This window comes from Rhizobium sp. AG207R (genome assembly GCF_027109195.1).
GTDB classification, from domain to species: Bacteria; Pseudomonadota; Alphaproteobacteria; order Rhizobiales; family Rhizobiaceae; genus Rhizobium; species Rhizobium dioscoreae.
In genome coordinates this window covers 348,429-374,846 of the sequence record NZ_JAEPVT010000003.1, presented here as the reverse complement: position 1 = coordinate 374,846, position 26,418 = coordinate 348,429, and the positions used below count along the sequence as shown (strand labels likewise).

Annotated in this window: 23 protein-coding genes and 1 riboswitch; of the genes, 11 read left to right on the top strand and 12 right to left on the bottom strand. The window is 60.4% G+C overall.

The annotated features are described in order from the left end of the window. Positions 1-282: 282 nt before the first annotated feature. From JJQ51_RS09290 to JJQ51_RS09275, 4 genes are all read right to left on the bottom strand, one after another. Positions 283-1,476: a vWA domain-containing protein gene (locus tag JJQ51_RS09290; protein WP_113389791.1), complete on the bottom strand. Its 1,194-nt coding sequence runs from the start codon at positions 1,474-1,476 to the stop codon at positions 283-285. 3 nt (positions 1,477-1,479) lie between these two features. After that, positions 1,480-2,406, bottom strand: a complete 927-nt coding sequence (gene metA / locus JJQ51_RS09285) for a homoserine O-acetyltransferase MetA (protein ID WP_113331489.1) — start codon at positions 2,404-2,406, stop codon at positions 1,480-1,482. A gap of 47 nt (positions 2,407-2,453) precedes the next feature. After that, positions 2,454-2,531: riboswitch (SAM riboswitch) on the bottom strand. 80 nt (positions 2,532-2,611) lie between these two features. Continuing rightward, on the bottom strand, positions 2,612-3,034 hold the full coding sequence (locus JJQ51_RS09280) for an NUDIX domain-containing protein (RefSeq protein ID WP_113389792.1): 423 nt from the start codon (positions 3,032-3,034) through the stop codon (positions 2,612-2,614). Further along, positions 3,034-3,876 carry an AAA family ATPase gene (locus JJQ51_RS09275; RefSeq protein WP_113389793.1) on the bottom strand — a complete coding sequence of 281 codons (843 nt, stop codon included), beginning with the start codon at positions 3,874-3,876 and terminating at the stop codon, positions 3,034-3,036. Before JJQ51_RS09275 ends, JJQ51_RS09280 begins: the two co-directional genes overlap by 1 nt. Before the next feature lie 163 nt (positions 3,877-4,039). Here JJQ51_RS09275 and JJQ51_RS09270 point away from each other — a divergent pair, with 163 nt between their 5' ends. Continuing rightward, positions 4,040-5,890 (top strand): ABC transporter ATP-binding protein/permease, encoded by a 1,851-nt coding sequence (locus tag JJQ51_RS09270; RefSeq protein ID WP_113352707.1) that lies wholly within the window; start codon positions 4,040-4,042, stop codon positions 5,888-5,890. Between the two features lie 133 nt (positions 5,891-6,023). Here JJQ51_RS09270 and efp read toward each other — a convergent pair whose 3' ends face one another. Then, entirely contained in the window at positions 6,024-6,593 is a 570-nt protein-coding gene (gene efp, locus JJQ51_RS09265; RefSeq protein WP_069611558.1) for an elongation factor P, read from the bottom strand. 151 nt (positions 6,594-6,744) lie between these two features. Between efp and epmA the strand changes: the two genes are divergently transcribed. The 7 genes from epmA to JJQ51_RS09230 all read left to right on the top strand — a co-directional run bounded on the left by epmA (position 6,745) and on the right by JJQ51_RS09230 (position 15,086). Next, a complete protein-coding gene (gene epmA / locus JJQ51_RS09260; RefSeq protein ID WP_113421221.1) occupies positions 6,745-7,809 on the top strand; it encodes an EF-P lysine aminoacylase EpmA in 1,065 nt (354 codons plus the stop codon). Then, positions 7,806-8,858, top strand: coding sequence for a lysine-2,3-aminomutase-like protein (locus JJQ51_RS09255; RefSeq protein WP_113421220.1), 1,053 nt, complete (start codon positions 7,806-7,808; stop codon positions 8,856-8,858). Before epmA ends, JJQ51_RS09255 begins: the two co-directional genes overlap by 4 nt. A gap of 355 nt (positions 8,859-9,213) precedes the next feature. After that, positions 9,214-9,465 carry an acyl carrier protein gene (locus JJQ51_RS09250; RefSeq protein WP_075853503.1) on the top strand — a complete coding sequence of 84 codons (252 nt, stop codon included), beginning with the start codon at positions 9,214-9,216 and terminating at the stop codon, positions 9,463-9,465. Next, positions 9,465-10,658: an acyl-CoA dehydrogenase family protein gene (locus tag JJQ51_RS09245; protein WP_269244607.1), complete on the top strand. Its 1,194-nt coding sequence runs from the start codon at positions 9,465-9,467 to the stop codon at positions 10,656-10,658. Before JJQ51_RS09250 ends, JJQ51_RS09245 begins: the two co-directional genes overlap by 1 nt. A gap of 5 nt (positions 10,659-10,663) precedes the next feature. After that, the gene (locus JJQ51_RS09240) at positions 10,664-11,572 is read left to right on the top strand and encodes an amino acid--[acyl-carrier-protein] ligase (protein ID WP_113352703.1); all 909 of its coding nucleotides are present in this window, start codon (positions 10,664-10,666) and stop codon (positions 11,570-11,572) included. Between the two features lie 8 nt (positions 11,573-11,580). Continuing rightward, complete coding sequence (locus JJQ51_RS09235) at positions 11,581-12,540, top strand: DUF1839 family protein (RefSeq protein WP_145635486.1); 960 nt, start codon at positions 11,581-11,583, stop codon at positions 12,538-12,540. 77 nt (positions 12,541-12,617) lie between these two features. Beyond that, the gene (locus JJQ51_RS09230) at positions 12,618-15,086 is read left to right on the top strand and encodes a glycoside hydrolase family 2 protein (RefSeq protein WP_152094432.1); all 2,469 of its coding nucleotides are present in this window, start codon (positions 12,618-12,620) and stop codon (positions 15,084-15,086) included. A gap of 64 nt (positions 15,087-15,150) precedes the next feature. Here JJQ51_RS09230 and JJQ51_RS09225 read toward each other — a convergent pair whose 3' ends face one another. The 6 genes from JJQ51_RS09225 to JJQ51_RS09200 all read right to left on the bottom strand — a co-directional run bounded on the left by JJQ51_RS09225 (position 15,151) and on the right by JJQ51_RS09200 (position 21,585). Next, positions 15,151-16,230: an ABC transporter ATP-binding protein gene (locus tag JJQ51_RS09225; RefSeq protein WP_113421266.1), complete on the bottom strand. Its 1,080-nt coding sequence runs from the start codon at positions 16,228-16,230 to the stop codon at positions 15,151-15,153. Positions 16,231-16,274: 44 nt separating this feature from the next. Further along, positions 16,275-17,345, bottom strand: coding sequence for a Gfo/Idh/MocA family protein (locus tag JJQ51_RS09220; RefSeq protein WP_152094431.1), 1,071 nt, complete (start codon positions 17,343-17,345; stop codon positions 16,275-16,277). A gap of 13 nt (positions 17,346-17,358) precedes the next feature. Next, on the bottom strand, positions 17,359-18,378 hold the full coding sequence (locus tag JJQ51_RS09215; RefSeq protein WP_269244606.1) for a Gfo/Idh/MocA family protein: 1,020 nt from the start codon (positions 18,376-18,378) through the stop codon (positions 17,359-17,361). Positions 18,379-18,451: 73 nt separating this feature from the next. After that, positions 18,452-19,300: a carbohydrate ABC transporter permease gene (locus JJQ51_RS09210; protein WP_173002562.1), complete on the bottom strand. Its 849-nt coding sequence runs from the start codon at positions 19,298-19,300 to the stop codon at positions 18,452-18,454. 28 nt (positions 19,301-19,328) lie between these two features. Further along, complete coding sequence (locus tag JJQ51_RS09205) at positions 19,329-20,264, bottom strand: carbohydrate ABC transporter permease (RefSeq protein ID WP_371864875.1); 936 nt, start codon at positions 20,262-20,264, stop codon at positions 19,329-19,331. Between the two features lie 37 nt (positions 20,265-20,301). Beyond that, positions 20,302-21,585: an ABC transporter substrate-binding protein gene (locus JJQ51_RS09200; protein ID WP_113389801.1), complete on the bottom strand. Its 1,284-nt coding sequence runs from the start codon at positions 21,583-21,585 to the stop codon at positions 20,302-20,304. A 180-nt stretch (positions 21,586-21,765) separates the two neighbouring features. On the opposite strand from JJQ51_RS09200, the gene JJQ51_RS09195 reads away from it, so the two are divergent. From JJQ51_RS09195 to JJQ51_RS09185, 3 genes are all read left to right on the top strand, one after another. Then, a complete protein-coding gene (locus JJQ51_RS09195) occupies positions 21,766-22,461 on the top strand; it encodes a TetR/AcrR family transcriptional regulator (protein WP_113352696.1) in 696 nt (231 codons plus the stop codon). Between the two features lie 422 nt (positions 22,462-22,883). Further along, positions 22,884-24,305 carry a mandelate racemase gene (locus tag JJQ51_RS09190; protein WP_152094429.1) on the top strand — a complete coding sequence of 474 codons (1,422 nt, stop codon included), beginning with the start codon at positions 22,884-22,886 and terminating at the stop codon, positions 24,303-24,305. 151 nt (positions 24,306-24,456) lie between these two features. Next, positions 24,457-25,719, top strand: coding sequence for a Gfo/Idh/MocA family protein (locus tag JJQ51_RS09185; protein WP_113331522.1), 1,263 nt, complete (start codon positions 24,457-24,459; stop codon positions 25,717-25,719). Between the two features lie 31 nt (positions 25,720-25,750). Here the strand turns inward: JJQ51_RS09185 and JJQ51_RS09180 are convergent, their stop codons facing one another. After that, positions 25,751-26,338 (bottom strand): transglycosylase SLT domain-containing protein, encoded by a 588-nt coding sequence (locus tag JJQ51_RS09180; protein WP_113331524.1) that lies wholly within the window; start codon positions 26,336-26,338, stop codon positions 25,751-25,753. Positions 26,339-26,418 lie beyond the last annotated feature (80 nt).

Sequence of the window (26,418 nt, the reverse complement as noted above, 5' to 3'; positions counted from 1 at the left end):
CAACCAGTTCGATGGCGAAATTTAGGGGTAAGCAGAGGGGGATCAAGGCTCCGTCCGGCTTTCTTTCGAGACGCTACGCTGCGCCCGAAGTATGCAATGCCTATGACAGAGCGGGCGGTTTCTGTAACGGCCCCTCACCCTAACCCTCTCCCCGCTTGCGGGGAGAGGGGACGACAGAGGCAGACAGTTGCCTCTGGTTCTAGAGGATCCTTGTAGAGCCCCTCTCCCCGTCAAAACGGGGAGAGGGCCGGGGTGAGGGCTAAGCGCGGAGGAAGCCTGATGTTAGCGCGACAATTCCCTTGTCGCCTTCTCCAACCCGCCGAGCGTCAGGGGATACATGCGGTCGCTCATCAGCCGGCGGATCATCGAGATCGAGGTCGTATGGCCCCAATAGCTTTCCGGCACGGGATTGATCCAGACGCATTTGCGGAAATGACCGGTCATTCGCGCGAGCCAGGTCTCGCCGGCCTCCTTGTTCCAGTGCTCCACCGAGCCGCCTGGCTGAGTGATCTCATAGGGGCTCATGGATGCGTCGCCGACGAAGACGACGCGGTAGTCTGGACCGAAGGTGCGGATGAGATCCGTCGTCGCGGTGATATCGACGCGCCGGCGGCGATTGTCCTTCCACACGCCTTCGTAGAGGCAATTGTGGAAATAGAAATACTCCATGTGGCGGAACTCGGATCGCGCGGCGGAGAAGAGTTCCTCGACGACGCGGATATGGTCATCCATCGAGCCGCCGACATCGAAGAACATCAGAAGCTTCACCGCGTTGCGGCGTTCCGGCCGTGTCCGGACATCGAGATAGCCATGCTCCGCGGTGGAGCGGATCGTGCCGGAAAGATCAAGTTCCTCGGCTGCCCCCTCGCGAACCCAGCGGCGCAGGCGCTTCAGCGCTACCTTGATGTTGCGAGTGCCGAGCTCGACGCCGTCGTCGAGATTCCTGAAGTCGCGCCGATCCCAGACTTTTACCGCCCGGCGATGGCGCGAGGTTTCCTGGCCGATGCGCACGCCTTCCGGATTGTAGCCGTAGGCGCCGAAGGGCGAGGTGCCTGCCGTGCCGATCCATTTCGAGCCGCCCTGATGCCGGCCCTTCTGCTCGGCCAGCCGTTCGCGCAGCGTCTCCATCAGCTTGTCGAAGCCGCCGAGCGCCCCGATCTGCCGTCTTTCGTCTTCGGTCAGATGCCGCTCGGCAAGTTTGCGCAGCCATTCCTCGGGAATGGCGGTCCGCTCCATTGCTTCTCCATCGGCATTGCCGCCGATCGCCTCGACGCCGCGAAAGTAATCGGCGAAGACCTGATCGAAGCGATCGATGAAGCGTTCGTCCTTAATCAGCGTCGCGCGGGCCAAATAGTAGAAGGCCTCCACGTCGTAATCGGCAATCCCTTCTTCCATTCCCTCAAGCAGCGACAGGAATTCCCGGAGCGTCACCGGAACTTTCGCTTGCCTCAGCTTCAGGAAGAAGGGAATGAACAAGCCTCACGTCCTTTCCTGGCCAATCTCCTCCAGATCATACGGCGTGGTCTGGTAGATCTCATTGATCCAGTTGCCGAAGAACAGATGCGCATGGCTGCGCCACCGGTTCTGCGGAGGAATTTCCGGGTCGTTATGCGGGAAGTAGTTGTGCGGCATCTTGATCGGCACGCCCGCATTCACATCGCGGAAATACTCATCCGCCAGCGACGTGGAATCATACTCCACGTGATTGAACATGTAGAGCCGGTTGCAGGCTTGTTCGTGCACGAGACAGACGCCCATCTCGCTCGAGTCCATCAGTATTTCCAGGCCGGGCACTTTTTCGATGTCTGCCCGGCGCACTTCGGTCCAGCGGGACACCGGAATGGCGAAATCGTCGGAGAAGCCGTTGAGATAGACCGAAGAGGGCTTCAGGTTCTGGTGGCGATAGACGCCAAAAGCCTTCTCCGTAAGCGTATATTTCGGCACCTTGTGGAAATGGTAGATCGCCGCCATCGCCCCCCAGCAGACGTTCATCGTCGAATGGACGTTGGTGGTCGTCCAGTCTAAGATCTCCTGCATCTCGTTCCAGTAGGTGACGTCCTCATATTCCAGCAGCTCGATCGGTGCGCCGGTTATGATGAAGCCGTCGAACTTGCGGTGCTTCACTTCTTCCCACGTCTCGTAGAAAGCAAGCAGATGCTCCTGCGAGGTGTTCTTGGCCTTGTGGCCGCCAACGCGCACCAGCGAAAACTCCACCTGCAGCGGCGATGCGCCGACCAGGCGCGCCATCTGGATCTCGGTCTTGATCTTGTTCGGCATGAGGTTCAGAAGCCCGATTTGAAGGGGGCGGATATCCTGTCGGAACGCCACCGTTTCGGTCATCACCCGCACACCCTCGTTCTGGAGGGTTTCAAACGCGGGGAGCGTATCGGGAATCTTGATGGGCATCGTTTCACTCGCCAAATACAAAAAAACCGGCCGCGATAAGAATCGCTACCGGTCCGCACGCGGCCCTTTAGCGACTTATTTAACGTGGCTGCAAGCCGGCCGGCCAAATCACCACGAGGGAAATTTCATAAACCCGACATCTCCGCGGGTCAATGGGGCAAGCGTCGGGGAAAGTCTGGGGTTGAGCTTGGAGGCGCGATGTGGCCTACAGATATTCAAGGAGGGCTTCCATGCCGTAACCCAGGCGATGCCTGGCAGCTTCGATCGGTAGCCAGAAGAAGCGGAAGCCGATCGGGTCGCCACCGTCGAAAGGCGTCATTTCGTAGTGAAGCCAAGTGGCAGGCGCTCGTTCGGAGATATGGCAGCGGAAATAGTGCCGTTGGTGATGGTAATCGCGGCCGTTCTTTTCGAAATGGTAGTCGTGAACGCCCAGCGAATAGAGTTCGTGTGGCGCAAAACCGGTCTCCTCCTCGAATTCGCGCGCCGCGGCCGCTACGATGTCCTCACCGGATTCGACCGTGCCGCCAGGAACCTGGATCTGGACGGCGGGAAAATCTGGCTCACCGAAAACAAGCAGATGCCCATCCCGAACGGCATAGATTAAGACCTTGACGGCATCGGGTTGCATTATCTTCCCTGCCCTCGCGCCATGAAGGCCAGCCGTTCGAAGAGATGGACATCCTGCTCGTTCTTCAGCAGTGCGCCATGCAGCTTCGGCAACGCGTTCTTCGCATCGGCGCGTAGCGTTTCGGGATCGATATCGTCTGTAACAAGCAGGCGAATCCAGTCGAGCGCTTCGGAGGTCGAAGGCTTCTTCTTCAGGCCAGGCACGTCGCGGATTTCGAAGAATTGCGTCAGTGCCGCATGAACGAGCGCCTGCTTGATGCCGGGATAATGCACCTCGACGATGCGCTTCAGCGTCTCCATGTCGGGAAAGCGGATATAGTGAAAGAAACAGCGGCGCAGGAAGGCGTCCGGCAGTTCCTTCTCGTTGTTCGAGGTGATGATGACGATCGGGCGGATCGCGGCCCGAATGGTCTCCCCGGTCTCGTAGACATGGAATTCCATGCGGTCGAGTTCCTGCAGGAGATCGTTCGGAAATTCGATATCCGCCTTGTCGATCTCGTCGATCAGCAGCACGCACTTCTTCGGCGAGGTGAAGGCCTGCCAGAGCTTGCCTTGGCGGATATAATTCCTGACATCATGAACTCTGACGTCGCCGAGTTGGCTGTCGCGCAGGCGTGAAACCGCGTCATATTCGTAGAGACCCTGCTGGGCCTTCGTCGTCGATTTGACATTCCACTCGATCAGGTCGAGACCGAGCGCGGCCGCCACCTGGCGTGCAAGTTCGGTCTTGCCCGTACCGGGTTCGCCCTTTACGAGAAGCGGACGCTCCAACCTTATGGCGGCATTGACTGCGACCATCAGATCCTTGTCGGCGATATAGTCGGCGGTTCCCTGGAATTGCATCGGAAGGCTTTCTCAATCTTTCGAGCGCAAGCTAATTGCTGACCTTATTCGGTTCAAGACGCGAAACCGTGTATATAGGAATGTGATCCCACCGATCTATTGCAAGGGTGGACATGAGGGCGGGTCATGATTAACTGACGGGACGCGTCGCAGGGAAGTGCTGATGGCAGTTGAAAAGCAAGCCAAGCCGAATATCCAGGGAAATGAACAGGTCGGATACGATTTGAGCCTTTTCTTTCGGCTGAGGATGATGTTCTCCGCTTTCTGGAATTCGGCTGTTCGCATCAAGATCATTTCCCTGACCATCGCGCTTTTCGTGATCATTCTGGTCACGGCTTATGTCCAGGTGCTGCTCAACAGCTGGAATGCGCCCTTCTACGATTCGCTGGCAAGGCGCGATATTTCCGCTTTCTTCCATCAACTCGGCGTCTTCGGCATCATCGCCGGCTCGCTGCTGGTCCTCAATGTCGTTCAGGCCTGGCTCAACCAGATGACCGCGCTCTACATGCGTGAGGGGCTGGCGCGCGATCTGGTCGATCAATGGCTGCAGGCCAAGCGTGCGCTTCGTCTTGCCTCCTCCGGCCTGATCGGCGTCAATCCCGACCAGCGGTTGCATGAGGACGCCCGCAATCTTGCCGAAAGCTCGACGGGGCTTGCCATTGGACTGGTACAGGCGACGATCCTGCTTTTGAGCTTCATCGGCGTGCTCTGGGAGCTCTCCAGCGGCATGGTCTTTCACCTCCGGGGCATGAGCTTCTCCATTCCCGGCTACATGGTCTGGGCGGCAATCCTCTATGCCGGATCCGCCTCTTTCCTCAGCCAATTTGTTGGCCGGCGTCTGGTGAGATTGAATGCAGACCGCTATTCGAAGGAAGCCGAGCTGCGCTTCGCGCTCATGCATGCCAATGAGCATATGCCGGCAATCACCATCGCCGGAGGCGAGGAGAACGAGCGCCGGCGGATCAATCTCGACATATCGGCCGTGCTTGCTGTCATCCGTCAGCTTGCCATCGCCAATACCAATCTCACCTGGGTTTCGGCCGGCTATGGCTGGCTGGTGCTGATCATTCCCATCCTCGTTGCCGCGCCCGCCTATTTCTCCGGCGGCCTGACCTTCGGTCAGCTGATGGTGGCCGTCGGCGCCTTCAATCAGGTCAATTCCGCGCTGCGCTGGTATGTCGCCAATTTCGGCCCGATTGCCGAATGGCGTGCGACGCTGATGCGCGTGACCGATTTCCGCAAGGCACTGACGGAAATGGACGATAAAATGCCGATGCCGCACACCCTCGTCTTCGAAAAGGCGGCGCCGGGCACGATGGTCTGGACCGATCTGGAGATTTCGACGAAGACCAGCGACGAGGCGACGGAAAACGGCTTCCGGATCGCGGAGGGTACGGTCACGATCAATGCCGGCGAGCATGTGATGATCAACGGCGATCACGGCGTGAATCGCAGGCTGCTGTTCGAGGTGCTGGCGCATCAATGGTATAGCGGTTCCGGCACGGTCAGCCTGCCGCCGATGGACGACATGCTGTTCGTGCCGCACACGCCCTATGTGCCGACCGGCACCCTCAGGGAGGCAATCTGTTTTCCGGACGATCGGGACGCCTATGACGATGCCGCCGTCGATGCCGTCATCGACAAGGTAGGGCTTGGCCGTCTGAAGAGCCGTCTCGATACGCAGGCTCGCTGGGATCGATTGCTCGATACCGAAGAGCAGAAAGCCGTCGGTTTTGCGCATCTGCTGCTTGCAAAGCCGAAATGGGTTGTCTTCGACGATGCCCTGGAAGGGCTGGAGGCCGAGGTTCAGGCGAAGGCCTTTGCTCTGCTGGCTGAGCTGGAAGATGCAACCCTTATCTATATCGGCCGCTCCGACGCCTTCATGCACGCCATGTCGCCGCGCGTCCTGCATCTGCAGTCCCTGGCTCCGCATGAGCACAGCACCGATATGCAAACGCCTTCCGAAACTACCGGTGCGGCGCAGGTGGATGAGAAAAAGGCCAGTGCGCCGTAACCAGGTCCACCGCAACCAGGGCGGTACGGTAAGTCTTCGCGCAGTCGCTGCCCCTCCGGCTTCAATTTTCCCAAAACGCAAAACGCCCCGTCACCAGGACGAGGCGTTCTTCATGCAAGCAGGTGGCCGAGGCTCAGTCCTTGGCGCGCTCGACGTAGGAATTGTCTTCCGTTGCGATGACGACGCGGGTGCCGGCGTTGATGTGCGGCGGAACCATGGTGCGCACGCCGTTCGAGAGCATGGCGGGCTTGTAGGACGAAGATGCCGTCTGGCCCTTGACGACCGGCTCGGTCTCGGTGATCTCGAGCGTGACGTGGCGCGGCAGTTCGAGCGCCAGCGGAACGCCTTCATGGATCGACAGAATGCAGGTCATGCCTTCCTGGAGGTAGGCCTTCTGGTCGCCCATGGTTTCGGCATCGACGACGACCTGGTCGTAGGTGGCCGGGTTCATGAAGTGGAAGCCTTCGCCGTCTTCATAGAGGTACTGGAAGTTCACGTCTTCGACGAAGGCGCGCTCGACCTGCTCGGTGGTGCGCCAGCGCTCGGACACCTTCACGCCGTCGACGATGCGGCGCATGTCGACCTGCGTGACCGGCGTACCCTTGCCCGGATGAAAGTTCTGTGCGGTGAGAACGACGTAGAGCTTGCCGTCGACGTCGAGAACGTTGCCCTTGCGGACCGAAGAGGCGATGACCTTGACCATAAGACTTCCTTGTAACGCTGCCTTTTGCGTCGTAGAGGGACTGTCGAAATGCTCTCCGAGACGCAGCTTTTGTTTGCTTGGGGGCGCAACTACCCTAAATCAACGGAAATAGCCACCCCCAAGGCGGCCGGTGCCCTGAAGAAAGCTAGGAATGAAGCCAAAGACGAGCAAAGCGTCCCCCTGGTGGACCCGCAATGTCCATGCGGACCGGCGGCCGTTCCTGATCGGCCGCAATGCCATCCAGGCGGCGCTGCGGACTTTCTTCGCGCGTAACGACTTCATCGAGGTGGATACGGCGACGCTGCAGGTGTCGCCCGGCAACGAGGCTCATCTGCATGCTTTCGAGACCGAGGCGCTGACGACCGACGGCAAGGCATCGCCCCTTTATCTGCACACATCACCCGAATTTGCCTGCAAGAAGCTGCTTGCGGCGGGCGAGGAGCGTATCGCCTGCTTTGCCCACGTCTATCGCAATCGCGAGCGTGGGCCGCTGCACCATCCAGAATTCACCATGCTGGAATGGTATCGGGCAGGAGAGAGCTACGAAATCCTGATGGCGGATTGTGCCGCGCTGCTGGCGCTGGCGGCCGAGACGGTCGGGGCGAAGAAACTCAGCTACCGCGGCGCGGAGATCGATCCATTTCTCCCGCTCGAGCGAATCAGCGTCGCGGCCGCCTTCGAACGATATGCCGGTATCGATCTCTTCGCCTCCATCGGTCTCGACGGATCGACGGATCGCGAGCGCCTGGCGGCGGATGTGCGCAAGGCGGGCATTCGCGTTGCCGACGACGATCTGTGGCAGGATCTTTTCAGCCGCGTATTGGTGGAGAAGATCGAGCCGAATCTGGGCTTCGGACGCGCCACCATTCTCGACGAATATCCCGTTTCTGAGGCGGCGCTTGCGCGGCCATCGGCCAGGGATCATCGCGTTGCCGAGCGATTCGAGCTCTATGCCTGCGGCGTCGAGCTGGCCAATGCTTTCGGCGAATTGACCAATGCCGAAGAGCAGCGTCGTCGCTTCGAGATCGAAATGGCGGAAAAGCAGCGTGTCTATGGCGAGACCTATCCGTTGGACGAGGAGTTTCTGGAGGCGCTTGCCGCCATGCCCGAGGCGAGCGGCATCGCGCTAGGCTTCGACCGGCTCGTGATGCTGGCAACCGGCGCCTCACGGATCGAGCAGGTGCTGTGGGCACCGGTCGCGGAGTATGACGCATGAATGTGGTGCGCCCGATCCGGACCATCGGAGAGCTTGAGCGCGCCGGGCTGATCGATGCCGATCAGGCAGCGGCGCTGGAAGCGGTGGCGGAACGCTATGCCGTCGCCCTGACGCCGACCGTTACGCGTCTGATCGACCCCGCAAACCCCGCCGATCCTATTGCCCGGCAGTTCGTGCCGGATGCCGCCGAACTTACCGTCACTTCGGAGGAACGCGCCGATCCGATCGGCGATCACGCGCACAGCCCGGTCGAAGGCATCGTACACCGCTATCCGGATCGCGTTTTGCTGAAAGCCGTGCATGTCTGCCCGGTCTATTGCCGGTTCTGTTTCCGCCGCGAGATGGTCGGGCCGCAGGGACTTGGGACGCTGGATGGGGATGCGTTGGACGGTGCCTTTGCCTATATCCGCGACCATAAGGAGATCTGGGAGGTCATCCTGACCGGTGGCGATCCGCTCATTCTCTCGCCGCGCCGGCTGGAAGAGATTCTCGGGCAGCTTGCCGAGATCGACCATGTGAAGATCGTCCGCTTCCATACCCGCATCCCCGTCGTTGACCCGTCAAGGATCGATGCGGCGCTGATTGCGGCTTTGAAGGCGAGCGGCAAGACCATCTATGTGGCGCTGCATGCCAACCATCCACGCGAGCTGACGGAGGAGGCGCGCGCCGCCTGCGCCCGGCTGGTCGATGCCGGAATCGTGCTTATCAGCCAGTCGGTCCTTCTGAAGGGCGTCAACGACGATCCGGAGGTGCTGGCCGCGCTGATGAAGGCTTTCGTGGAGACGCGGGTGAAGCCCTATTACCTGCATCATCCGGACCTTGCGCCCGGAACCAGCCACTTCCGCCTTGGTATCGCCGAAGGGCAGGCAATCGTAGCAAGCCTGCGCGGCCGCATTTCCGGCCTTTGCCAGCCCACTTACATTCTCGATATCCCCGGTGGCTATGGCAAGGCCGATATCGGCCAGAGCTCCGTCCGTGAGCTGGGTGAAGGTTGCTACTCGATTTCAGACTATCGCGGCGGCGAGCATATTTATCCGCCGCAAAGCTAAAGTGCGTACTTATGATCTTATTGCACTGACGCTCTGATTGTGATTGTTATTTTCGAATAAAACGTAGTGGCGAATTTTGGTGCGTTAACCTTTTTTGATGCCTAGCTCTTCCAAAAATCGACATGGCATAATATTAGAAAAATATAATATTTTTGCGGAAGTCATCATTTATATGGCTTACGGAAGGTAAATTTTAATCAGACAAGTGTTGAATATAGCAATTCTCTACCAAGTATAAGTTGTTTGTGTTTACCACGTCGCTTAGCGGAATGTTCTATTTTGCCTGTTACTTCTTGGTGAAGGATAAGACGGCGTAACTGCGGTTATGCTTACCATTGCCAGAAGGGACTAGACTATGAACAAGACGATTCGCGATTTGCTGGCCAAGTTCGGCGCGCTTCCCGTTGCTATTGATCAAATCGAAGACGATGCCGATCTTTATGCGACCGGCCTGTCTTCTTTCGCTTCCGTCCAGTTGATGCTCGGCATCGAGGAAGCCTTCGACATCGAGTTTCCCGACAACCTGCTGAACCGCAAGTCCTTCGCCAGCATTGCCGCGATCGAAAGAACTGTCGGCATGATCCTCGATAGTAGAAAGGTCGCATAATGACTGCGGCGGTCGCTTTACTCGAGGTTGGGTCGGGCGAAGGAGCGGCGGTGCGCGCCGCCCGCGTCGCAGCGATCGCCAGCCAGCACGCCGATGCCGTCGATGCCGAAGGCCGGTTCCCACGCGAAGCCGTCGACGCGATGCGCGCCGAGAAGCTGCTCTCCATTCAGATCCCCGCCGATCTTGGCGGTGAAGGCGCGTCGGTGACCGAAATCGCCGAGCTCTGCTCGATCCTCGGTCAGGCTTGCGCTGCAAGCGCCATGGTCTTCGCCATGCACCAGATCAAGCTATCGAGCCTGGTCGAGCACGGCGCCGACAGCGACTGGCACTGCGATTTCATGCGCCGCATCGCCAGGGAACAGCTGCTGCTCGCCTCGGCGACAACCGAGGGCGGGATCGGCGGCAACCTGCGCAACAGCATCTGCGCCATCAAGGTCGAAGGCGATACTTGCTATCTCGAAAAAGATGCGACCGTCATCTCCTATGGCGCCCATGCCGACGCCATTCTGATCACCTCGCGCAGCCATGCCGAGGCGGCGTCTTCCGATCAGGTGCTGACCTGCTTCCTTAGGGATCAATACGAGATCAAGCGCACGATCGAGTGGAACACGCTCGGCATGCGCGGCACTTGCTCCGACGGCTTCCTGTTCAAGGGCGTGGCGCCGGCCAAGCAGATCCTGCCGAAGCCATTTGCCGAGATCGCCGCGCAATCGATGCTGGCAAGCTCGCACCTGCTCTGGAGCGGTGTGTGGTATGGCATTGCCGCCGATGCGGTTTCGCGCGCACAAGCTTTCGTTCGTGCCGCTGCCCGCAAGTCTCCCGGCGCACCGCCGCCCGGTGCGCTGCGTCTCGCCGAAGCCTCCAGCATGTTGCAGATGGTGAAATCCAATGTGGTTGCCGGGCTGAAGGCCTATGAGGAGGCGAAGCTCGATGCGGACCGCCTGTCGTCGATGGCTTTCGCCGTGGCGATGAACAACGTCAAGATCGCATCCTCGGAGATGATCCTGCCGATCATCAATCATGCGATGCTGATCTGCGGCATCATGGGCTACAAGAACGGTACGCCCTACAGCCTCGGCCGCCACCTGCGCGACGCGCACTCGGCGCAATTGATGATTTCGAATGACCGCATTCTCGGCAATACGTCGACCATGCTGCTCGTCCACAAACAAGATACCAGCCTGTTGGGGTAACCGTCATGGATATGCAAACATCGTTTCTCGACCGTCTTTTCGAATCCGGCCTGCTGATCGACACCGGCGTTGATGGCCTCTACGGGCGCAGCGGCCAGTTCGAAGACGTTATTTCCGCTTTCGAGCGCCTGATCGACAAATTCGGCGGCGCCGATGGCGCCGAAGCAATCCGCTTTCCGCCCGGCATGAACCGCGCCTTCTTTGAGACGAGCGGCTATATGAAGAGCTTCCCACAGCTAGCCGGCACCGTGCACAGCTTCTGCGGCAACGAGCTCGATCACATGAGCCTGCTCAAATGCATGGAAGTCGGCGACGACTGGACGAAAGACCAGCAGGCCACCGATATCGTGCTGACGCCCGCCGCCTGCTATCCGCTCTATCCGACGGTTGCCAAGCGCGGCGCCATTCCGGAAGACGGCGCGCTTTACGATCTGCAATCCTATTGCTTCCGCCATGAGCCTTCCAAGGACCCGGCCCGCCAGCAGCTCTTCCGCATGCGCGAATATGTCTGCATGGGCAGCGAAAAGCACGTGACGGATTTCCGCCAGAGCTGGATGGATCGCGGTGTCGAGATGATGAAGGCCGTCGGCCTCGACGTCACCATCGATGTCGCCAACGACCCGTTCTTCGGCCGGGCCGGCAAGATGCTCGCCAACAACCAGCGCGACCAGAACCTGAAGTTCGAGCTGCTGATCCCAATCACCTCGACCGCCAAGCCGACCGCCTGCATGAGCTTCAACTACCATCAGGATGCCTTCGGCACGAAATGGGGCCTGAACTTTGCCGATGGCCGCGTCGTGCACACGGCCTGCGTGGGCTTCGGCCTGGAGCGCATCGCGCTGGCGCTGTTCCACACCCATGGTCTCGACACCAAGGAATGGCCCGAGAGCGTGCGCAAGGCACTGTGGGGCTGATCGCACCCATGGCTTCCGTGTTTCAGGGACTGGACCCCGCCGCCTACAAGCCACATGCGCTGCACGACAGTGAGCGCATGTGGCCTGAGACCAACTGCTACATCGATCTCTGGATCGAGGTGCTTTCGAGCCTGAAGCTGCCGCCCGAAGCCATGCTCGGCTTCACGGTGACACAGGATTTCGAGGGCGATCAGTTCACCTTCTTCAAGGTGCCGCTCGAGGATCTGGAAGCGCTCTATGGCGTGCGCTGCACCGAGCTTGCGATTTACGACAAGGTTGAGAACCATGTCGCCGAGCAGATCGGCCGCGGCCGGCTCTGCCTGGTGGAGATGGATTCCTTCTTCATGCCGGACACGCAAGGCGTCGGCTATCGCCGCGAACACGGCAAGACGACGGTCGCGATCAACCGGCTCGATATGGAAGGCCGCACGCTCGATTATTTCCACAATGGCGGCTTCTTCCAGCTGTCGGGCGAGGATTTCGACGGACTGTTCCAGCTGCATCTGACGGACGAGGACCTGCCCTTCCTGCCCTATACGGAATTTGCGAAATTTCCGGAGAAGGTACCCGCTGACGCTGGAATCCGCGAGACGGCGCGGCAGCTTCTGTCCTTCCATTTCCGCCGTCGCCCCAAGGCCAATCCGATCCGCGCCTTCGCCGAGGTCTTCCCGGCGCAGGTGGAGGCGATCGCCGAACGGCCTTTCGGCTTCTTCCATAAATATGCCTTCAACACGCTGCGTCAGCTCGGCGCCAATTTCGAACTGGCCGGCAGCCATTTCGATTGGCTCGCGGCTGATTTGGGTAACGCGGCTGGCGAAGCGCGGAAAATTTCCGAGACGGCAAAATCGGTGCAGTTCCAGCTTGCCCGCGCCATCACGCGCAAGAAATTCGAGCCGCTGCGCACGGCGCTTGATCCCGCCGCCGATGCGTGGGATTCCATGATGAGCGAACTTGAACGGAAGCTTTGACGGGCTTCCGTTTGATCCGCGATACGGCTGGGTTATTTCTGAACATATTGGGGCGGGGGTAATCCCCCGAAGATGTCATGGGCGGGCGCTTGGCGGATCTCGGCGGCGGAATGCGGCTGAGCGAAGGTTGGAATCTGGTACTGACGGAGGCAGGCACCTGCCTCTTACCGTCCGATGTGCCGCTGACCTCAGGTTTCATTCCCGCGCCCGTGCCGGGCACCGTGGCGGAGGCGCTGGAAAAGGCCGGGCGTTTCGACCGGACAAGGCCGCAGCCGCTTCATGATCGCGATGCCTGGTACATCTGCCGTCTGGTGGATGTGGAGGCGGGCGAGGCGGTCCTGCGACTGGAGGGGCTGGCGACGCTTTGCGAAGTCTTCCTCAACGGCCAGCAAATCCTTGTGTCCGAAAGCATGTTCGAGGCCCATGACCTTGACGTCACCCTGCTTGGCGGTGACGAGCTGGCGCTCTGCTTCCGTGCGCTGGAGCCGAAGCTTTCCGAGCCCGGGCCACGCGCCCGCTGGCGGCCGCAGATGATCACGCCCCAGGGCCTGCGCATGGTGCGCACGACATTGCTCGGCCATATGCCAGGCTGGTGTCCGGATGTTCAGGCCGTCGGTCCGTGGCGGCCGATCTCGCTGCTGCGGCCGAGCGCGCCTGTCATTCGTGATCTCTCCTTGCGGCCGGACCTGCTTGAGAATGGCGAGGGTAGGCTCTATGCCTCGCTCTCGATCGAGGGCACGGTTGAGGAGCTGCTTTTGCGCTGCGGAGAGACGGAGCAGGCCTTCGAAAAGGATAGCGCCGGCCGTTATACCGCAATCCTCAAAATTCCCGATGTGGTGCCCTGGTGGCCGCATACGCATGGCGTGCCGCAGCTCCATGATATCTCGCTCGTCGTCGATGGCGTGGAGCATGCGCTCGGAAAGACCGGTTTCCGTCGGCTGTCGGTCGATCGCGGCGCCGATGGCCAGGATTTCGCTCTTGTCGTGAATGGCGAGCGGATTTTCTGCCGCGGCGCGGTCTGGACCACTGCCGATATCGTACGCCTGCCTGATGGCCGCGACGATTATGAACCCTGGCTACGGCTGGCGGCTGAAGCCGGCATGAACATGATCCGTATCGGCGGCACCATGGCATATGAAACGCCGGAATTCTTCCGCCTGTGCGACGGACTTGGCCTGCTGGTCTGGCAGGATTTCATGTTCGCCAATTTCGACTATCCGAAGAATGACAAGGCGTTCAACGCCCATGTCGAGGCGGAGGCTTCGCAGTTCCTGAGCGGCACTCGGCTGTCGCCTTCGCTGGCCATCCTTTGCGGCGGCAGCGAGATCCATCAGCAGGCAGCCATGATGGGCCTGCCCGAACAGTTCTGGAAAAGCCCTGTTGTCGAGGAGATCATCCCGCCACTGGTGCAATCGTTGCGGCCGGATGTGCCCTATGTCGTCAACTCGCCCTCGGGCGGGCCGATGCCGTTTTCGCCAAATGCCGGCGTCACGCATTATTATGGCGTCGGGGCGTATATGCGGCCGCTTGCCGATGCGCGCCGCGCCGACGTCCGCTTCGCCGCAGAGAGCCTGGCTTTCGCGCATGTGCCGCAAGCCCGTACTCTGGGGCAGCATCTGCCGGTTCCGGCAGTCCATAGTCCGCTATGGAAAGAGCGGGTACCGCGCGATCGCGGCGCATCCTGGGATTTCGAGGATGTGCGTGATCATTATCTTCAGGAGCTTTACGGTTTCGAGCCCAACCGATTGCGGCGGGAAGACCCGGATCTCTATCTCAACCTCTCGCGGGCGGTGACCGGTGAAGTGGCCGAGGAGACCTATGCGGAGTGGCGCCGCCGAGGTTCCGGCTGCAATGGCGCGCTTGTCTGGACGCTGCAGGATCTGCTTCCCGGCGCCGGCTGGGGCGTGATCGATTCGACCGGAGAGCCGAAGCCGGTCTGGTATGGGCTGCGCCGTGCCTTCCGGCCAGTACAGGTGCTTCTGATGGATGAAGGTACGAACGGTCTCGACGTACACGTCATGAATGAGAGCGATGCAGCGCTTGACCTCACCGTCGAAGTCTCCTGCCTGCGTGACGGGCGTCAGATCGTCGTCGGTGGCGGCCGCGATCTGGTGCTCGAAGCCCGCGCCAAGCAAAAGATAGCCTGCACTGATCTGTTTGGCGCCTTCTTTGACACGACCTATGCTTTCCGTTTCGGTCCGCCATCACATGATGTCGTAGTGGCTCGGCTGACGAACTCGGTAACCGGCGCGGTGATCGCTGAGGCCTTCTACTTCCCGCTTGGCAGAACGAAAGCTTTTCACGATGCCGAGATCACTGCATCGGTTCTTCAGGAAGGTGAGGATTGGTATTTGGAGCTGATCAGCGACCGGCTGGCACAATCGGTGCAGATCGATCTAGAAGCCTATCGGGCCGAGGACGACTGGTTCCATCTTGCGCCGGGCAGCCGGCGGATTCGCCTGTACCGGCGGGAGGGCGTTCCGGCTGATGTCATTCCATCCGGTCAGATCCGCGCCATCGGCAGCCGGCGGATCGTCGAGGTGTAGTTGATGGCGGCACGAGGAGTTATCTCGCCCGCCAGGGGCGAGATAACTCTTCACACCAGCTCTCCTACAACGTCATCCCATCTGGCCCGAACAGGTGGCAGCGCTCGGGATCGATATGAATGCTAACCGTCTCGCCGGCGCGGATGGCTTGCTGATCTTCCAGCGCGACCGTCAGCGCCTGGCCGCCATGTAGCGTGACGTAGAGGATCGTCTGGCCGCCGAGATGTTCGACGAGATCGACGCGGGCATTGCCGAGCGCCAGGCCGCGATCGCCGACATTCAGGTGCTCCGGGCGGGCGCCGAGGGTTACCGGCTGTCCCGGCTGGAGGCTGCCTAGCCGGCGCGGCAGGCGCACCGTCTGGCCGGCGAGATCGATGACGGCGGAGCCGTCGTCGGAGGCGACGATTTTCGCATCGAGAAAATTCATCTTTGGCGAGCCGATAAAGCCGGCGACGAACTTGTTCTTCGGCTTGTTGTAGAGGTCGAGCGGCGCGCCGACCTGCTCGATCTTGCCGCCGTTCAGCACCACGATCTTGTCGGCCATGGTCATGGCTTCGGTCTGGTCGTGGGTGACGTAAATCATAGTGTTGCCGAGGCGCTGGTGCAGGCGGGCGATCTCGACGCGCATCTGCACGCGCAGTTCCGCGTCGAGGTTCGAAAGCGGCTCGTCGAAGAGGAAGATGTTGGGCTCGCGCACGATGGCGCGGCCAATCGCGACGCGCTGGCGCTGGCCGCCGGAAAGCTGCTTCGGCTTGCGCTGCAGCAGCTGCTTGATCTGCAGGATCTCGGCCGCCTTTTCGACGCGCGGCTGGATGTCCTGCTTCTTCATGCCGGCCGTTTCCAGGCCGAAGGCGAGATTCTTGTAAACGGTCATATGCGGATAGAGCGCATAGGACTGGAAGACCATGGCGATGCCGCGCTTGGAGGCGGGGACATCGTTCATGCGGCTGCCGTCGAGATAGAGGCCACCGCCGGAAATCGGCTCGAGGCCGGCGATCATGCGCAGGAGCGTGGACTTGCCGCAGCCGGAGGGCCCGACGAAAACGGTGAACTCCCCCGGCTCGATCTCCAGGTCGATCCCGTGAACCACCTGAAGCTCGCCGTAGCGCTTGATAACCTTCTGCAGCGATACGCTTGTCGCCATAGGCGCTCCCTCCTTGTTAGTCCTGATGGCTCGCGGGGCAACGTTCATGACGGCCTCCAACTCTTGTATTTCTTGGCTTCCGGCCCGACGGGGAAGCGGACTTCGGTGCGCGTTTCCGACGATTCATAGAATGCCGTGACCAGTTCCAGTGCCTGGCGGGCATCGGCCGTCGTCACCGGCAGCGGTCCGCCGGACACTAGCGCGTCGTGGAACAGCCTCATCTGCGTGTTGAAACGGTTGGGAATAGGCGACCAGTCGGCGAGCAGCGCATCGATCTTCGCGCCGATCTCGTCATTGGCGGGGACGATCTTCCAGGGGTCCTGGCCGGGGCTGTAGGGCTCGTGATTGCTTTCGATCAGGACGTTTTCGAAGGCGAGGCGCAGGCGGCTGATCTGCTCCTGCGAGCCGAGCGTTGCGCTGATGGTGGCGAGCGCGCCGTTTTCCATCAACAGGCTGGCGCTGGCGCAGTCCTCCACCTCAATATCGTTGACGCGGGTGGCGACGCGGCCGAAGAGGCCCGCGATCGGCCCCATCAGATAGGTCAGCATGTCGTGCAGATGGATAGAGTGCGTCATCAGCACGCCGCCGAGTTCGGTATCCCACTTGCCGCGCCAGGGAACCGCATAATAATCGGCGCCGCGCACCCAATGCGTCTCCGACGTGGCGACATAGGGCTTGCCGGCAATACCCGAAGCGATGATGCGCTTGGCCTTCTGGATGCCGTCGCCATAGCGATACTGGAATATCGGCATCAGCCGGCCCTTGGCGGTCTTTTCGGCCGCGATGACCGCATCGACATCGGCGAGCGATCCCACAAGCGGCTTTTCGCAGACCACGTGTTTGCCGGCGGCAAGCGCCTGCATGATGAGCTGGAAATGCGAACCGGGCGGGGTGCAGATGTCGATGATGTCGATAGCGGGCATGTTGAGGACTTCCGAGAAGTCCTTGAGGCGTCTCGCGATGCCGAATTCGTCGCCGACGGCGTTCAGGCGTTCCTCGTTGAGATCGCAGAGGACGGCGACTTCGAAGCGATCCGGATGCGGCAGATAACCTTCGACGATGTGGGAGCGGCCGATGCCGAGGCCGATGATCGCGACTTTCTTGATGTCGGACATGACGCAGTTACCTCTAAGCGTTCTTGAGCGATGTAGCCTCGGCAAGCGCCTGCGCCTTCAGCGCCAGCTCCATGGCCTTGAAGCAATGTTCCTGGCCCATAGCCGTCTCGGTACGGTCTCTGATGTCGGCTACAAGCTGGCGGCCATAGGGCAGCTCCACTCCGCTGCAGTCGATATGCTGCATGCCCTTGCGATCGGTGAGGAAGAGGTGATCGGTGCCGGGCCGGCCGGCGACGTCGATATATTTGCGCAGCTCGATTGTCCCTTCCGTGCCGACGATGAAGAGGCGGCCGTCGCCCCATGTCGACAGACCATCCGGCGTGAACCAGTCGACGCGGACATAGCCCGTGACGTCAGGCGTCCTCACATGGAAATCGCCATAATCCTGCAGGCCCGGCGTTTCCGGATTGGCGCGGTTGGACACCGTCGCCGACAGCACCTCGGCTTCCAGCGAGTCCGCGAAGAACAGAAACTGCTCGCACTGATGCGAGGCGATGTCGGCGATGATGCCGCCATAGCGCTTACGGTCGAAGAACCAGTCCGGCCGGGTGGGTTTGCGGAGCCGATGGGGGCCGAGGCCGGTCGTGTGGATGACCTTGCCGATGGCGCCCGCCTTGACCAATTCGCCGGCCTTGACCGTCGATGCCGTCTCGAAATGTTCGGAATAGAGGATGGAGACGATGCGCTTGGTCTCGGCCTGCACTTTTCGCACTTCAGCGAGCTGATCCAGCGTCACCATGCCGGGCTTGTCGAGCATCACGTCCTTGCCGTGGCGCATGGCCTCGATAGCGAGATCGGCGCGCTCACTGGAAATCGCGGCGCTAACGATCAGCGCGATGGAGTGGTCCTCCAGGATTTCGCGCTTGTCAGCGATGCGTTTCGCTTGCGGGAAGCGTTCGGCAAAGGTGGCGGCGAGATCGTTCTCCACCGCATGGAAGGCGACGAGTTCGGCGCCGGCCCGCAGCATGACGTTGACCTGGCCGTAGATATGATCGTGATTAAGGCCGATGGCGGCGAAGCGCAGCGCGCTCATGCGACATTTCCTTTCGTGGTTTTGTTGGTTCGCAGTCCCAAACCTTGGGTATTCGGGACTGCGGGGTTCATAATCAGCGTTTGAGGCCGGCGGTCGCGATGCCGTCGATCAGCAGCCTCTGAAAGAAGAGGAAGATCAGGAAGACCGGGATCAGCGACAGGCTCGACATGGCAAACAGGCTGCTCCAGTCGGAACTTCCGGTGGAGTCGACGAAGGAGCGCAGGCCGAGCTGTACCGTGTAGGTGTTGATGTCCGAGAGGTAGATCAGCGGCCCGAAGAAATCATCCCAGGTCCAGATGAAGGAGAAGATGGCGGCCGTCGCCAGAACGGGAAGCGACAGCGGCAGCATGATCCGCCAGTAGATGCGCCATGGGCTGCAGCCGTCCATCATGGCGGCCTCGTCCAGCTCGCGTGGAATGCCGCGGAAGAACTGCACCATCAGGAAGATGAAGAAGGCATCGACGGCCAGGAATTTCGGTACGACGAGCGGCAGCATGGTCTTCACCCAGCCGAGCTTGAGGAAGAGGATATATTGCGGGATCAGCGTGACGTGATAGGGCAGCATCAGCGTGCCCAGCATCAGCGCGAACCAGAAATTCTTGCCCCAGAAGTTCAGCCGCGCGAAGGCGTAAGCCGCCAGCGAGCAGGAAATGACGTTGCCGATGACCGAAAGCACGGCGATGACGGCCGAATTCCAGACGAATTTGCCGAAGGTGACCTGGCCGCCGAACCAGCCGCGGGCATAGGAGCTGAAATCGAATTGCGAGGGGATCAGCGAGGCCGTGCCGAAGATCTCGTTCTGGTCCTTGATCGAGCCGGACAGCATCCACAGCAGCGGATAGAGCATCACGATCGACGCGGCGATGAGAGCGACATGGATGAGGACGGAGAGGAACCACGGGCGCTCGCGCGGCGGCTTCATGTCCTCGGCAAAATGGGTGAGCTTCGCGTCAGTCATCGTAGTGGACCCAATAACGAGCGGAGAGGAAGGAGAAGGCGGTGAAGATCGCGATGATGATCACCAGGATCCAGGCGAGTGCGGCGGCATAGCCCATGCGGAAATAGCCGAAGGCTTCCTGGTAGAGATAGAGCGTGTAGAACAGCGTCGAATCGATCGGCCCGCCGGTGCCGGAGGAAATGACGTAGGCCGGCGTGAAGGCTTTGAAGGCATCAATCGTCTGGACGACGGCGTTGAAGAAGATCACGGGCGTCAGAAGCGGCAGGGTGATCTTGAAGAAAATCCGTGCCTTGGAGGCGCCGTCGAGGCTGGCGGCTTCATAAAGATCGGTCGGGATCTGGCGCAGGCCTGCGAGGAAGATGATCATCGGCGAACCGAACTGCCAGATGGCGAGAATGACGAGCGTATAGAGCGAGTAATCGGGATTGGAGATCCAGCTCGGCCCGTTGATGCCGAAGGCGTACCAGAGCAGGGTATTGACGATACCGTCAGCATCGAAGATCTGCCGCCACAGCACGGCGATGGCGACGCTGGAGCCGAGCAGTGACGGCAGATAGAAGATGGCGCGATAGACCGGCAGGCCCTTGATGCCGCGGTTGAGCAGCAGCGCCACCAGCAGCGCGAAGGCGAGCTTCAGCGGCACGGAGCAGACGACATAAAACAGCGTCACCTTCATCGACGACAGGAATTTGTCGTCCGCCGTCGCGATCCGCACATAGTTGTCTATGCCGACGAGATTGGGAGACTGCAGCAGATTGTAGTCGGTAAAGGATAGATAGAGCGAGGCGATCGCCGGTCCGAGGGTTAGTCCGAAGAAGCCGATGAACCACGGCAGAAGAAAGAGATAGCCGGGTGCGTTGCGCGCGAATGCGCTCGGCGCCTTGTAGGAGGTCTCCACGCGCAACGGCGCGCGCGCGCCGACGGCCAAGCCGCCGGCAACGCTCTTGCTGTTTGTACCCACGGTATCAGCCTCGCGTAATGTTTGCTGCTGCCTGTTCGGTGAACTTCGTTCCAGCGTCCTGTGCGCTGGTTTTGCCGAAGGCCACCTCCTCGGCGATCTTCTTCAACAGGAATGCATTCTCGCCGGCGCCGTTCGGTGGGGATGGCGGCAGCGCTCCGACGTGCGGCGTCAGCCGGCCGATATAGTCGACCACCTGCTTGCTGACGGGATCCAGATCCGGCGTCAGGAGGTCGCGGATCTTTTTTGAAGGCGGAACGCCGCGCTCGACTCCGAGTGCCTTCGTGCCTTCTGGGTCTTCGACCAGATAATTGACGAAGGCGACGGCGGCATCCTTGTTTGCTGACGTCGCCGAAACCGACATCAGCATCGACGGCTTCAGATACTGGCCGGGCTTGCTGTCGGCATTGGCCGGATAGGAGACGATATCGAGCTTTTCCTTGTTCAGACCTTGAATGGCAACGAACTGGTTGGAATGGGCGAAGCTCATCGCTGCTTTTTTGGTGACAAGCATATCGGTTTCGAGCGTCTGCTGATCGAGCGCCTGCACGTCGGCCGGAACACAGGCGCCAATCTTGCGCATGTGACCCCACAGATCGAACCATTCGGTCGCGTCCTTCGCTTCGAAGGCGAGCTTGCCGTCCGTCGTATACAGCGCCTTGCCGCGCTGGCGCAGCCAGCATTCGAGCGCCGGCTCCCCGCCGCTTGCGTCGGCCGTGCCGTAGAAACCGCGACGCTTCTTGGCAGCCGTGACCTTGGCGCAGGCATCGCCGATCTGCTCCCATGTCATGGCGTCATGTGGCGGTTCGACGCCGGCCTCGGTCCAGGCGGCCGTGTTGACGACGACCATGAAGGAGTTCACGCCGAGGCTGACACCGTAGATCTTGTTGTCGACCTTGCCGGAATCGATGTTGGCCGGGCCGAAATCCTCGATCGCCAAGCTCTTGCCGAGATAGGGCGTCATGTCGAGCAGCGCGCCGCGGCGGGCATATTCGAAGATGTAACGATAATCCATCTGGATGAGGTCGGGCGCGTTGCCGCCGCCGGTCTGGGTGGCCAAGCGCGTCCAATAGCTGTCCCAACCGAAGGATTCGCCGGCGATGGTGATATCCGGGTTCTTGGCCTGATAGGCCTTTACCGCCGCAAATGTCCGGTCGCTACGCTCCTTCGATCCCCACCAAAGAAGGCGCATCGCGGTTGCCGCATTGGCGCGTGAAAGTCCCATACCGCTGAATGCAAGCGTGGCTGCCATGCCGGCTAGCAACTGCCGGCGATCGATCGTCAACGTCATCCTGGTCTCCTCCCCAGTGAACCGATGATTTACGAACTGCTTTGCATGATATAACTATTTGGTTACAAGTTGGATAGAAACGCGACCGCTGTCAAGCGCCAATCGTGCGGCAATCAAAACGATGCATGCCGGAACCGGCAGCATCCGTCGCTAATGCTACCGTTCGGAAGGAGATCGTCCATGGCGGTCAGGGCGAGACAAGAGCCTGAAAATAAAGCGCAAGCGGATGCCGGCAAGACCTTGGGCAAGCGGTCGAGAAAAGCGTCTCGCAATCCGCAGCGCACCCATGCCACGATCCTGGACGCGGCGACGGAGGAATTTGCCGCGCATGGCTTCGGCGGCGCCAGGGTGGATGCGATTGCAGCGCGGGCACAAACGAACAAGCGGATGCTCTATCATTATTTCGGCGACAAGGAGGGGCTCTATCTCGCCGTGCTGGAGGCGACATATGCGACGATCCGTAATGCAGAAAAGCAGCTGGATCTGGCGCATCGTCATCCGGAAGAGGGGATGCGGGAGCTGGCCTTGTTCACCTGGCGGCATTTTCTAGCGCATCCTGAGTTTCTGAGCCTGCTTGCCACCGAAAACCTGCATCATGCGCATTATCTGCAGCGCTCCGACAAAGTCTCGGCCATGCATTCGCATCTGATCGACGAACTTGCAGACGTGCTGCGCCGTGGGGAGGCGCTTGGCATTTTCCGGCCGGCGGTCGATCCCATATCAGTCTATCTCACGATCGCGGCACTCGGCTTTTTCTATCTGTCGAACCGGCACACCTTGTCGACGATTTTCGCGCGGAAGCTGATGGCACCGGATGCGCTAAATGAGTGGGGTGAGCATATCGTTGCCGTCACGCTCGCTTCGATCCGCGCGTAGTGTTCGGCAGTGCGGCGGTTCGAGAAATTTTCAAAAGGTGATTGACAACGCCGGAGGTAACGCGCGATCTTGTAACCATATGGTTACATTGCTTGGGCGACTAAGCATTTGCTTTCCTGGTTCTGGAGGGAATCGGGCATGGAGGAGATAGCGTGTGCCTGTCGTTACAATGCGGCGTGGCCGGAGATTTGAAGAACCGCTTCTGCAATGAACTGAATAGCCCCTCACCCCAGCCCTCTCCCCGTTGAGGCGGAGAGAGGGGGCGACAGAGCAAACCAGCTGGCCGTTACTGGTTTCGTGCTGGTCATGGGCTTGAAAACTCCTTCTCCCCGCAGGCGGGGAGAGGGCTGGGTGAGGGGCCACGCATATTGGTGCCCTATGCAAATAGACTTGCCTGACCATCACAGGAGCCGACCAGCATCATGACCGAACCATTGACCATCAGGCTTGTCGAGGCCGAGACATTCGAGCGGCCGGTCAAGCTGCGGCTTCCTTTCCGTTTCGGTGCAGCAACCTTGCGCGAGGCGCGGCAGATCTTTCTGCGCGTGCGAATCGTGGATGTGCAAGGGCGCTCGGCCGAGGGTATGGCCGCCGAGTTGATGGTGCCGAAATGGTTCGATAAATCGCCCGATCTTTCCAATGCCGACAATGAAAACCAGCTGCGGCGTTCGCTGGTCCTGGCGCTTAATTCCTTAAGAGGTGCTGGTGCGGGAACGGCTTTCGGCCTGCATGCCGCCGTCGAGGCCTCACATCATGCCCAAGCGGCGGCGGAGAAGCTGAACGGGCTTGTCGCATCATTCGGCCTGGCACTTGCCAACCGGGCTATTCTCGATGCGCTCTGCCGGCTGGAGGGATTGACCGTCGCGGAAGCGATCAAGGCGAACCGCCCCGGCATCGATACCTCCACAGCACGTGATCTCTCGGGCTTCGATCTCTCCGGTTTCCTCTCGACATTGGAGCCTTCGGCAAGCCTTGCCGCGCGCCACACTGTCGGTCTGGTGGATGCGATCGTGCGCGCCGATATCCCGGCAAGCGAGCGGCTGAACGACGGCCTGCCGGAAAGTTTCGAAGAGGCGATCGACGCCTATGGGCTGACGTTCTTCAAAGTGAAGGTGTCGGGCGTTCCCGACGCGGATATCGACCGCCTTTGCCGCGTCGCTGCCGTCATCGATGCCAAGGTGCCGAACTATTCTGTGACGCTCGACGGCAACGAGCAATTTGCCTCTGCAGAGGCTGTTGCCGATCTGCTTTCCCGGGTGAAGGAAGAGCCGAGGCTGGCAAGATTTGCCTCTTCGATCCTATTCGTTGAGCAGCCGATCGCCCGCGCCCATGCCTTCGAGAAGCCGGTGAAGGCGCTTGCTGCCTTCAAGCCGGTGGAGATCGACGAATCCGATGCCGATATCGATGCCTTCGTCACGGCGAGGGGGCTTGGCTATACCGGCATCTCCTCGAAATCCTGCAAAGGCTTCTATCGCTCGCTATTGAACCGCGCGCGCGTCGCCAAATGGAGTGCCGAGGACGGCATTCCCTATTTCATGTCGGCCGAGGATCTGACGACGCAAGGAGGCCTTGCCGTGCAGCAGGATCTGGCGCTCGCATCGCTCATCGGCATGACGCATATCGAGCGCAACGGTCATCATTATGTCGACGGCATGGCCGGCGCGCCGGAGGCGGAGCAGGCCGCTTTCGCCGACGTGCATTCCGATCTCTACCGCATCAGCAATGGCCGCACGCGGTTGCGGATCGAAGCGGGGCAGCTTGCGATCGGCTCCGTCATCGGTGCCGTCGGCCTTGGCTCGTCGGTCGAGCCGGATTGGGCGGCGATGGAAAGGTCGTTGACATAGGATTTTGCGTCCGACGCCTTGTCGCGCTTGGCCCCTCACCCCAACCCTCTCCCCGCTAGCGGGGAGAGGGTTGGGGTGAGGGGCACGCCGCCGAAATGAATTCAGGCCGCCGAGGCCTCATTATCGCTGTTTGCAGATTGTGGAGGAGCAGATGCAGTCATCGAAGAAACGCTATGTTCTGGTCGGGACGGGTCATCGCGGCACGACTATGTGGGGCAAGGATCTGGTCGAGCGTTGGAGCAACGAGGTCGAGCTCGTGGCGGTCTGCGATCTCAATGCCATGCGGGCAAAGCGGGCTCTGGAGTATATCGGCGCATCGGTGCCCATCTATACCGACTTCGACGAATTGCTGCGGACGGAAAAGCCGGATCTTGTCATCGTCTGCACCCGCGATTCCACCCATGACGATCTGATCGTCAAGGCGATGGAGGCTGGCGCCGATGTCATCAGCGAGAAGCCGATGACGACGACCGTCGACAAGATCAAGCGCATTCTCAATGCCGAGGCGCGTACCGGCAAACGGCTTGATATTTCCTTCAATTACCGCTTCGCGCCGACCGCTGCAAAGATCAAGGAGCTGATCAATTCAGGCATCATCGGCGATGTCACCTCGGTCGACTTCCATTGGTATCTCGACACCAGCCATGGCGCCGATTACTTCCGCCGCTGGCATGCTTATGTCGAAAATTCCGGCAGCCTTTTCGTTCATAAGGCGACGCATCATTTCGACCTTCTGAATTGGTATCTGGATTCCGATCCGGAAACGGTCGCCGCCTTTGCCGATCTCAAGCATTACGGCCGCAAAGGCCCGTTCCGCGGCGAGCGCTGTCGCACCTGTCGTTACAAGGGCGAGTGCGACTATTATCTCGACATCAGCGCAACGCCGCTGCTCGAGAGCCTCTATGAAGACCCCTCATCCGTCGATGGGTATGTGCGCGACGCCTGCGTCTTCCGCGAGGATATTGACATCCCCGATACGATGGTCGCCTCCATCCGCTATCGCAGTGGTGTCAACGTCTCCTATTCCCTGAATACCTATATGCCGATCGAAGGTCATCACATCGCCTTCAACGGACACAAGGGCCGCATCGAGCTGCGCCAATACGAGAAGCAGAACTGGACAACGCCGCCGGCCGACGAGATCGTCGTGATGAAGAATTTCGGCGATGTCGAGCGCATATGGGTGCCGCACTCCTCCGGCGGGCACTATGGCGGCGACGACCGGCTGCGTAACATGCTGCTGCGCTCCGGCCCGAATGACGAACTCAAGCAGCGAGCAGGTTCGCGGGCAGGGGCGATGTCGGTCCTCTGTGGCATTGCCGCGCTACAGAGCAGCCAGACCGGCCAGCAGGTGTCGGTTGCCGATATCTGGGGCGAAGATGGCGGGTTGAATTTGCTGGAGCCGCGGCCTTAGGGCCGCGGTATTGAGCTTTCGGGTTTCGAGATCAGCTGCAGCTCGGCAGCTGCTGCGCGTAGATCCGCGTCATGCCGTTGAAGCGCTTGGCGCCGGCAAGAGCGGTTCCATTGCCGCGCCACGCTCCCTGCAGATAACCCTTGGCGCCGGAATAATAGGCGAGATAGAGATCGTAGGAATCGTTCAGGGCAATGCCGGTCTGCAGGTGCGTCTGGTAGTGATACCAGCCGACGAAGTCGATGGCGTCGGCGAAATTGGTGCGGCTTGCCGTCCAATTGCCGGTTTCGCGCTTGTATTTGTCCCAAGTACCGTCGAGCGCCTGCGAATAGCCGTAAGCCGTCGTCGGGCGTTTCCAGGGAATGAAGCCGAGCAAATAGCGCCGCGGCGGGCGGGCGCGCGGCCGGAAGCCGGATTCGGTATAGATCGTCGCCATCAGGATCGGCACCGGCACGCCGTATTTGCGTTCCGTGCGTTCGGCAGCGCGCTGCCAATTGTTGAACCAGCCATCGCGCTGATCGAAGATCGCGCAGATGTTGCGGGTATGGCGGGGTGCGGTGGCGCAGCCCGCCAGCACGCCGAGCAGCATTACGGCCAGAATGGAAAGAACGCGGGTACGCATTACTAGAACCTCTTCATTGCTGCGCCGTGCGTCTTTCAAAAGCACGAGATATGCAGCAACAACCTACCGGCGCATGATCC

Coding starts and splice junctions, on each gene's coding strand:
- JJQ51_RS09200 (WP_113389801.1), bottom strand. CDS start 21,585: ATGACGTTGACGATCGATCGCCGGCAGTTGCTAGCCGGCATGGCAGCC.
- JJQ51_RS09180 (WP_113331524.1), bottom strand. CDS start 26,338: ATGCGTACCCGCGTTCTTTCCATTCTGGCCGTAATGCTGCTCGGCGTG.
- JJQ51_RS09210 (WP_173002562.1), bottom strand. CDS start 19,300: ATGAAGCCGCCGCGCGAGCGCCCGTGGTTCCTCTCCGTCCTCATCCAT.
- JJQ51_RS09220 (WP_152094431.1), bottom strand. CDS start 17,345: ATGTCCGACATCAAGAAAGTCGCGATCATCGGCCTCGGCATCGGCCGC.
- JJQ51_RS09280 (WP_113389792.1), bottom strand. CDS start 3,034: ATGCAACCCGATGCCGTCAAGGTCTTAATCTATGCCGTTCGGGATGGG.
- JJQ51_RS09215 (WP_269244606.1), bottom strand. CDS start 18,378: ATGAGCGCGCTGCGCTTCGCCGCCATCGGCCTTAATCACGATCATATC.
- JJQ51_RS09225 (WP_113421266.1), bottom strand. CDS start 16,230: ATGGCGACAAGCGTATCGCTGCAGAAGGTTATCAAGCGCTACGGCGAG.
- JJQ51_RS09230 (WP_152094432.1), top strand. CDS start 12,618: ATGGGCGGGCGCTTGGCGGATCTCGGCGGCGGAATGCGGCTGAGCGAA.
- JJQ51_RS09190 (WP_152094429.1), top strand. CDS start 22,884: ATGACCGAACCATTGACCATCAGGCTTGTCGAGGCCGAGACATTCGAG.
- JJQ51_RS09235 (WP_145635486.1), top strand. CDS start 11,581: ATGGCTTCCGTGTTTCAGGGACTGGACCCCGCCGCCTACAAGCCACAT.
- JJQ51_RS09250 (WP_075853503.1), top strand. CDS start 9,214: ATGAACAAGACGATTCGCGATTTGCTGGCCAAGTTCGGCGCGCTTCCC.
- JJQ51_RS09275 (WP_113389793.1), bottom strand. CDS start 3,876: ATGCAATTCCAGGGAACCGCCGACTATATCGCCGACAAGGATCTGATG.
- JJQ51_RS09255 (WP_113421220.1), top strand. CDS start 7,806: ATGAATGTGGTGCGCCCGATCCGGACCATCGGAGAGCTTGAGCGCGCC.
- JJQ51_RS09195 (WP_113352696.1), top strand. CDS start 21,766: ATGGCGGTCAGGGCGAGACAAGAGCCTGAAAATAAAGCGCAAGCGGAT.
- epmA (WP_113421221.1), top strand. CDS start 6,745: ATGAAGCCAAAGACGAGCAAAGCGTCCCCCTGGTGGACCCGCAATGTC.
- metA (WP_113331489.1), bottom strand. CDS start 2,406: ATGCCCATCAAGATTCCCGATACGCTCCCCGCGTTTGAAACCCTCCAG.
- JJQ51_RS09245 (WP_269244607.1), top strand. CDS start 9,465: ATGACTGCGGCGGTCGCTTTACTCGAGGTTGGGTCGGGCGAAGGAGCG.
- JJQ51_RS09270 (WP_113352707.1), top strand. CDS start 4,040: ATGGCAGTTGAAAAGCAAGCCAAGCCGAATATCCAGGGAAATGAACAG.
- JJQ51_RS09240 (WP_113352703.1), top strand. CDS start 10,664: ATGGATATGCAAACATCGTTTCTCGACCGTCTTTTCGAATCCGGCCTG.
- efp (WP_069611558.1), bottom strand. CDS start 6,593: ATGGTCAAGGTCATCGCCTCTTCGGTCCGCAAGGGCAACGTTCTCGAC.
- JJQ51_RS09185 (WP_113331522.1), top strand. CDS start 24,457: ATGCAGTCATCGAAGAAACGCTATGTTCTGGTCGGGACGGGTCATCGC.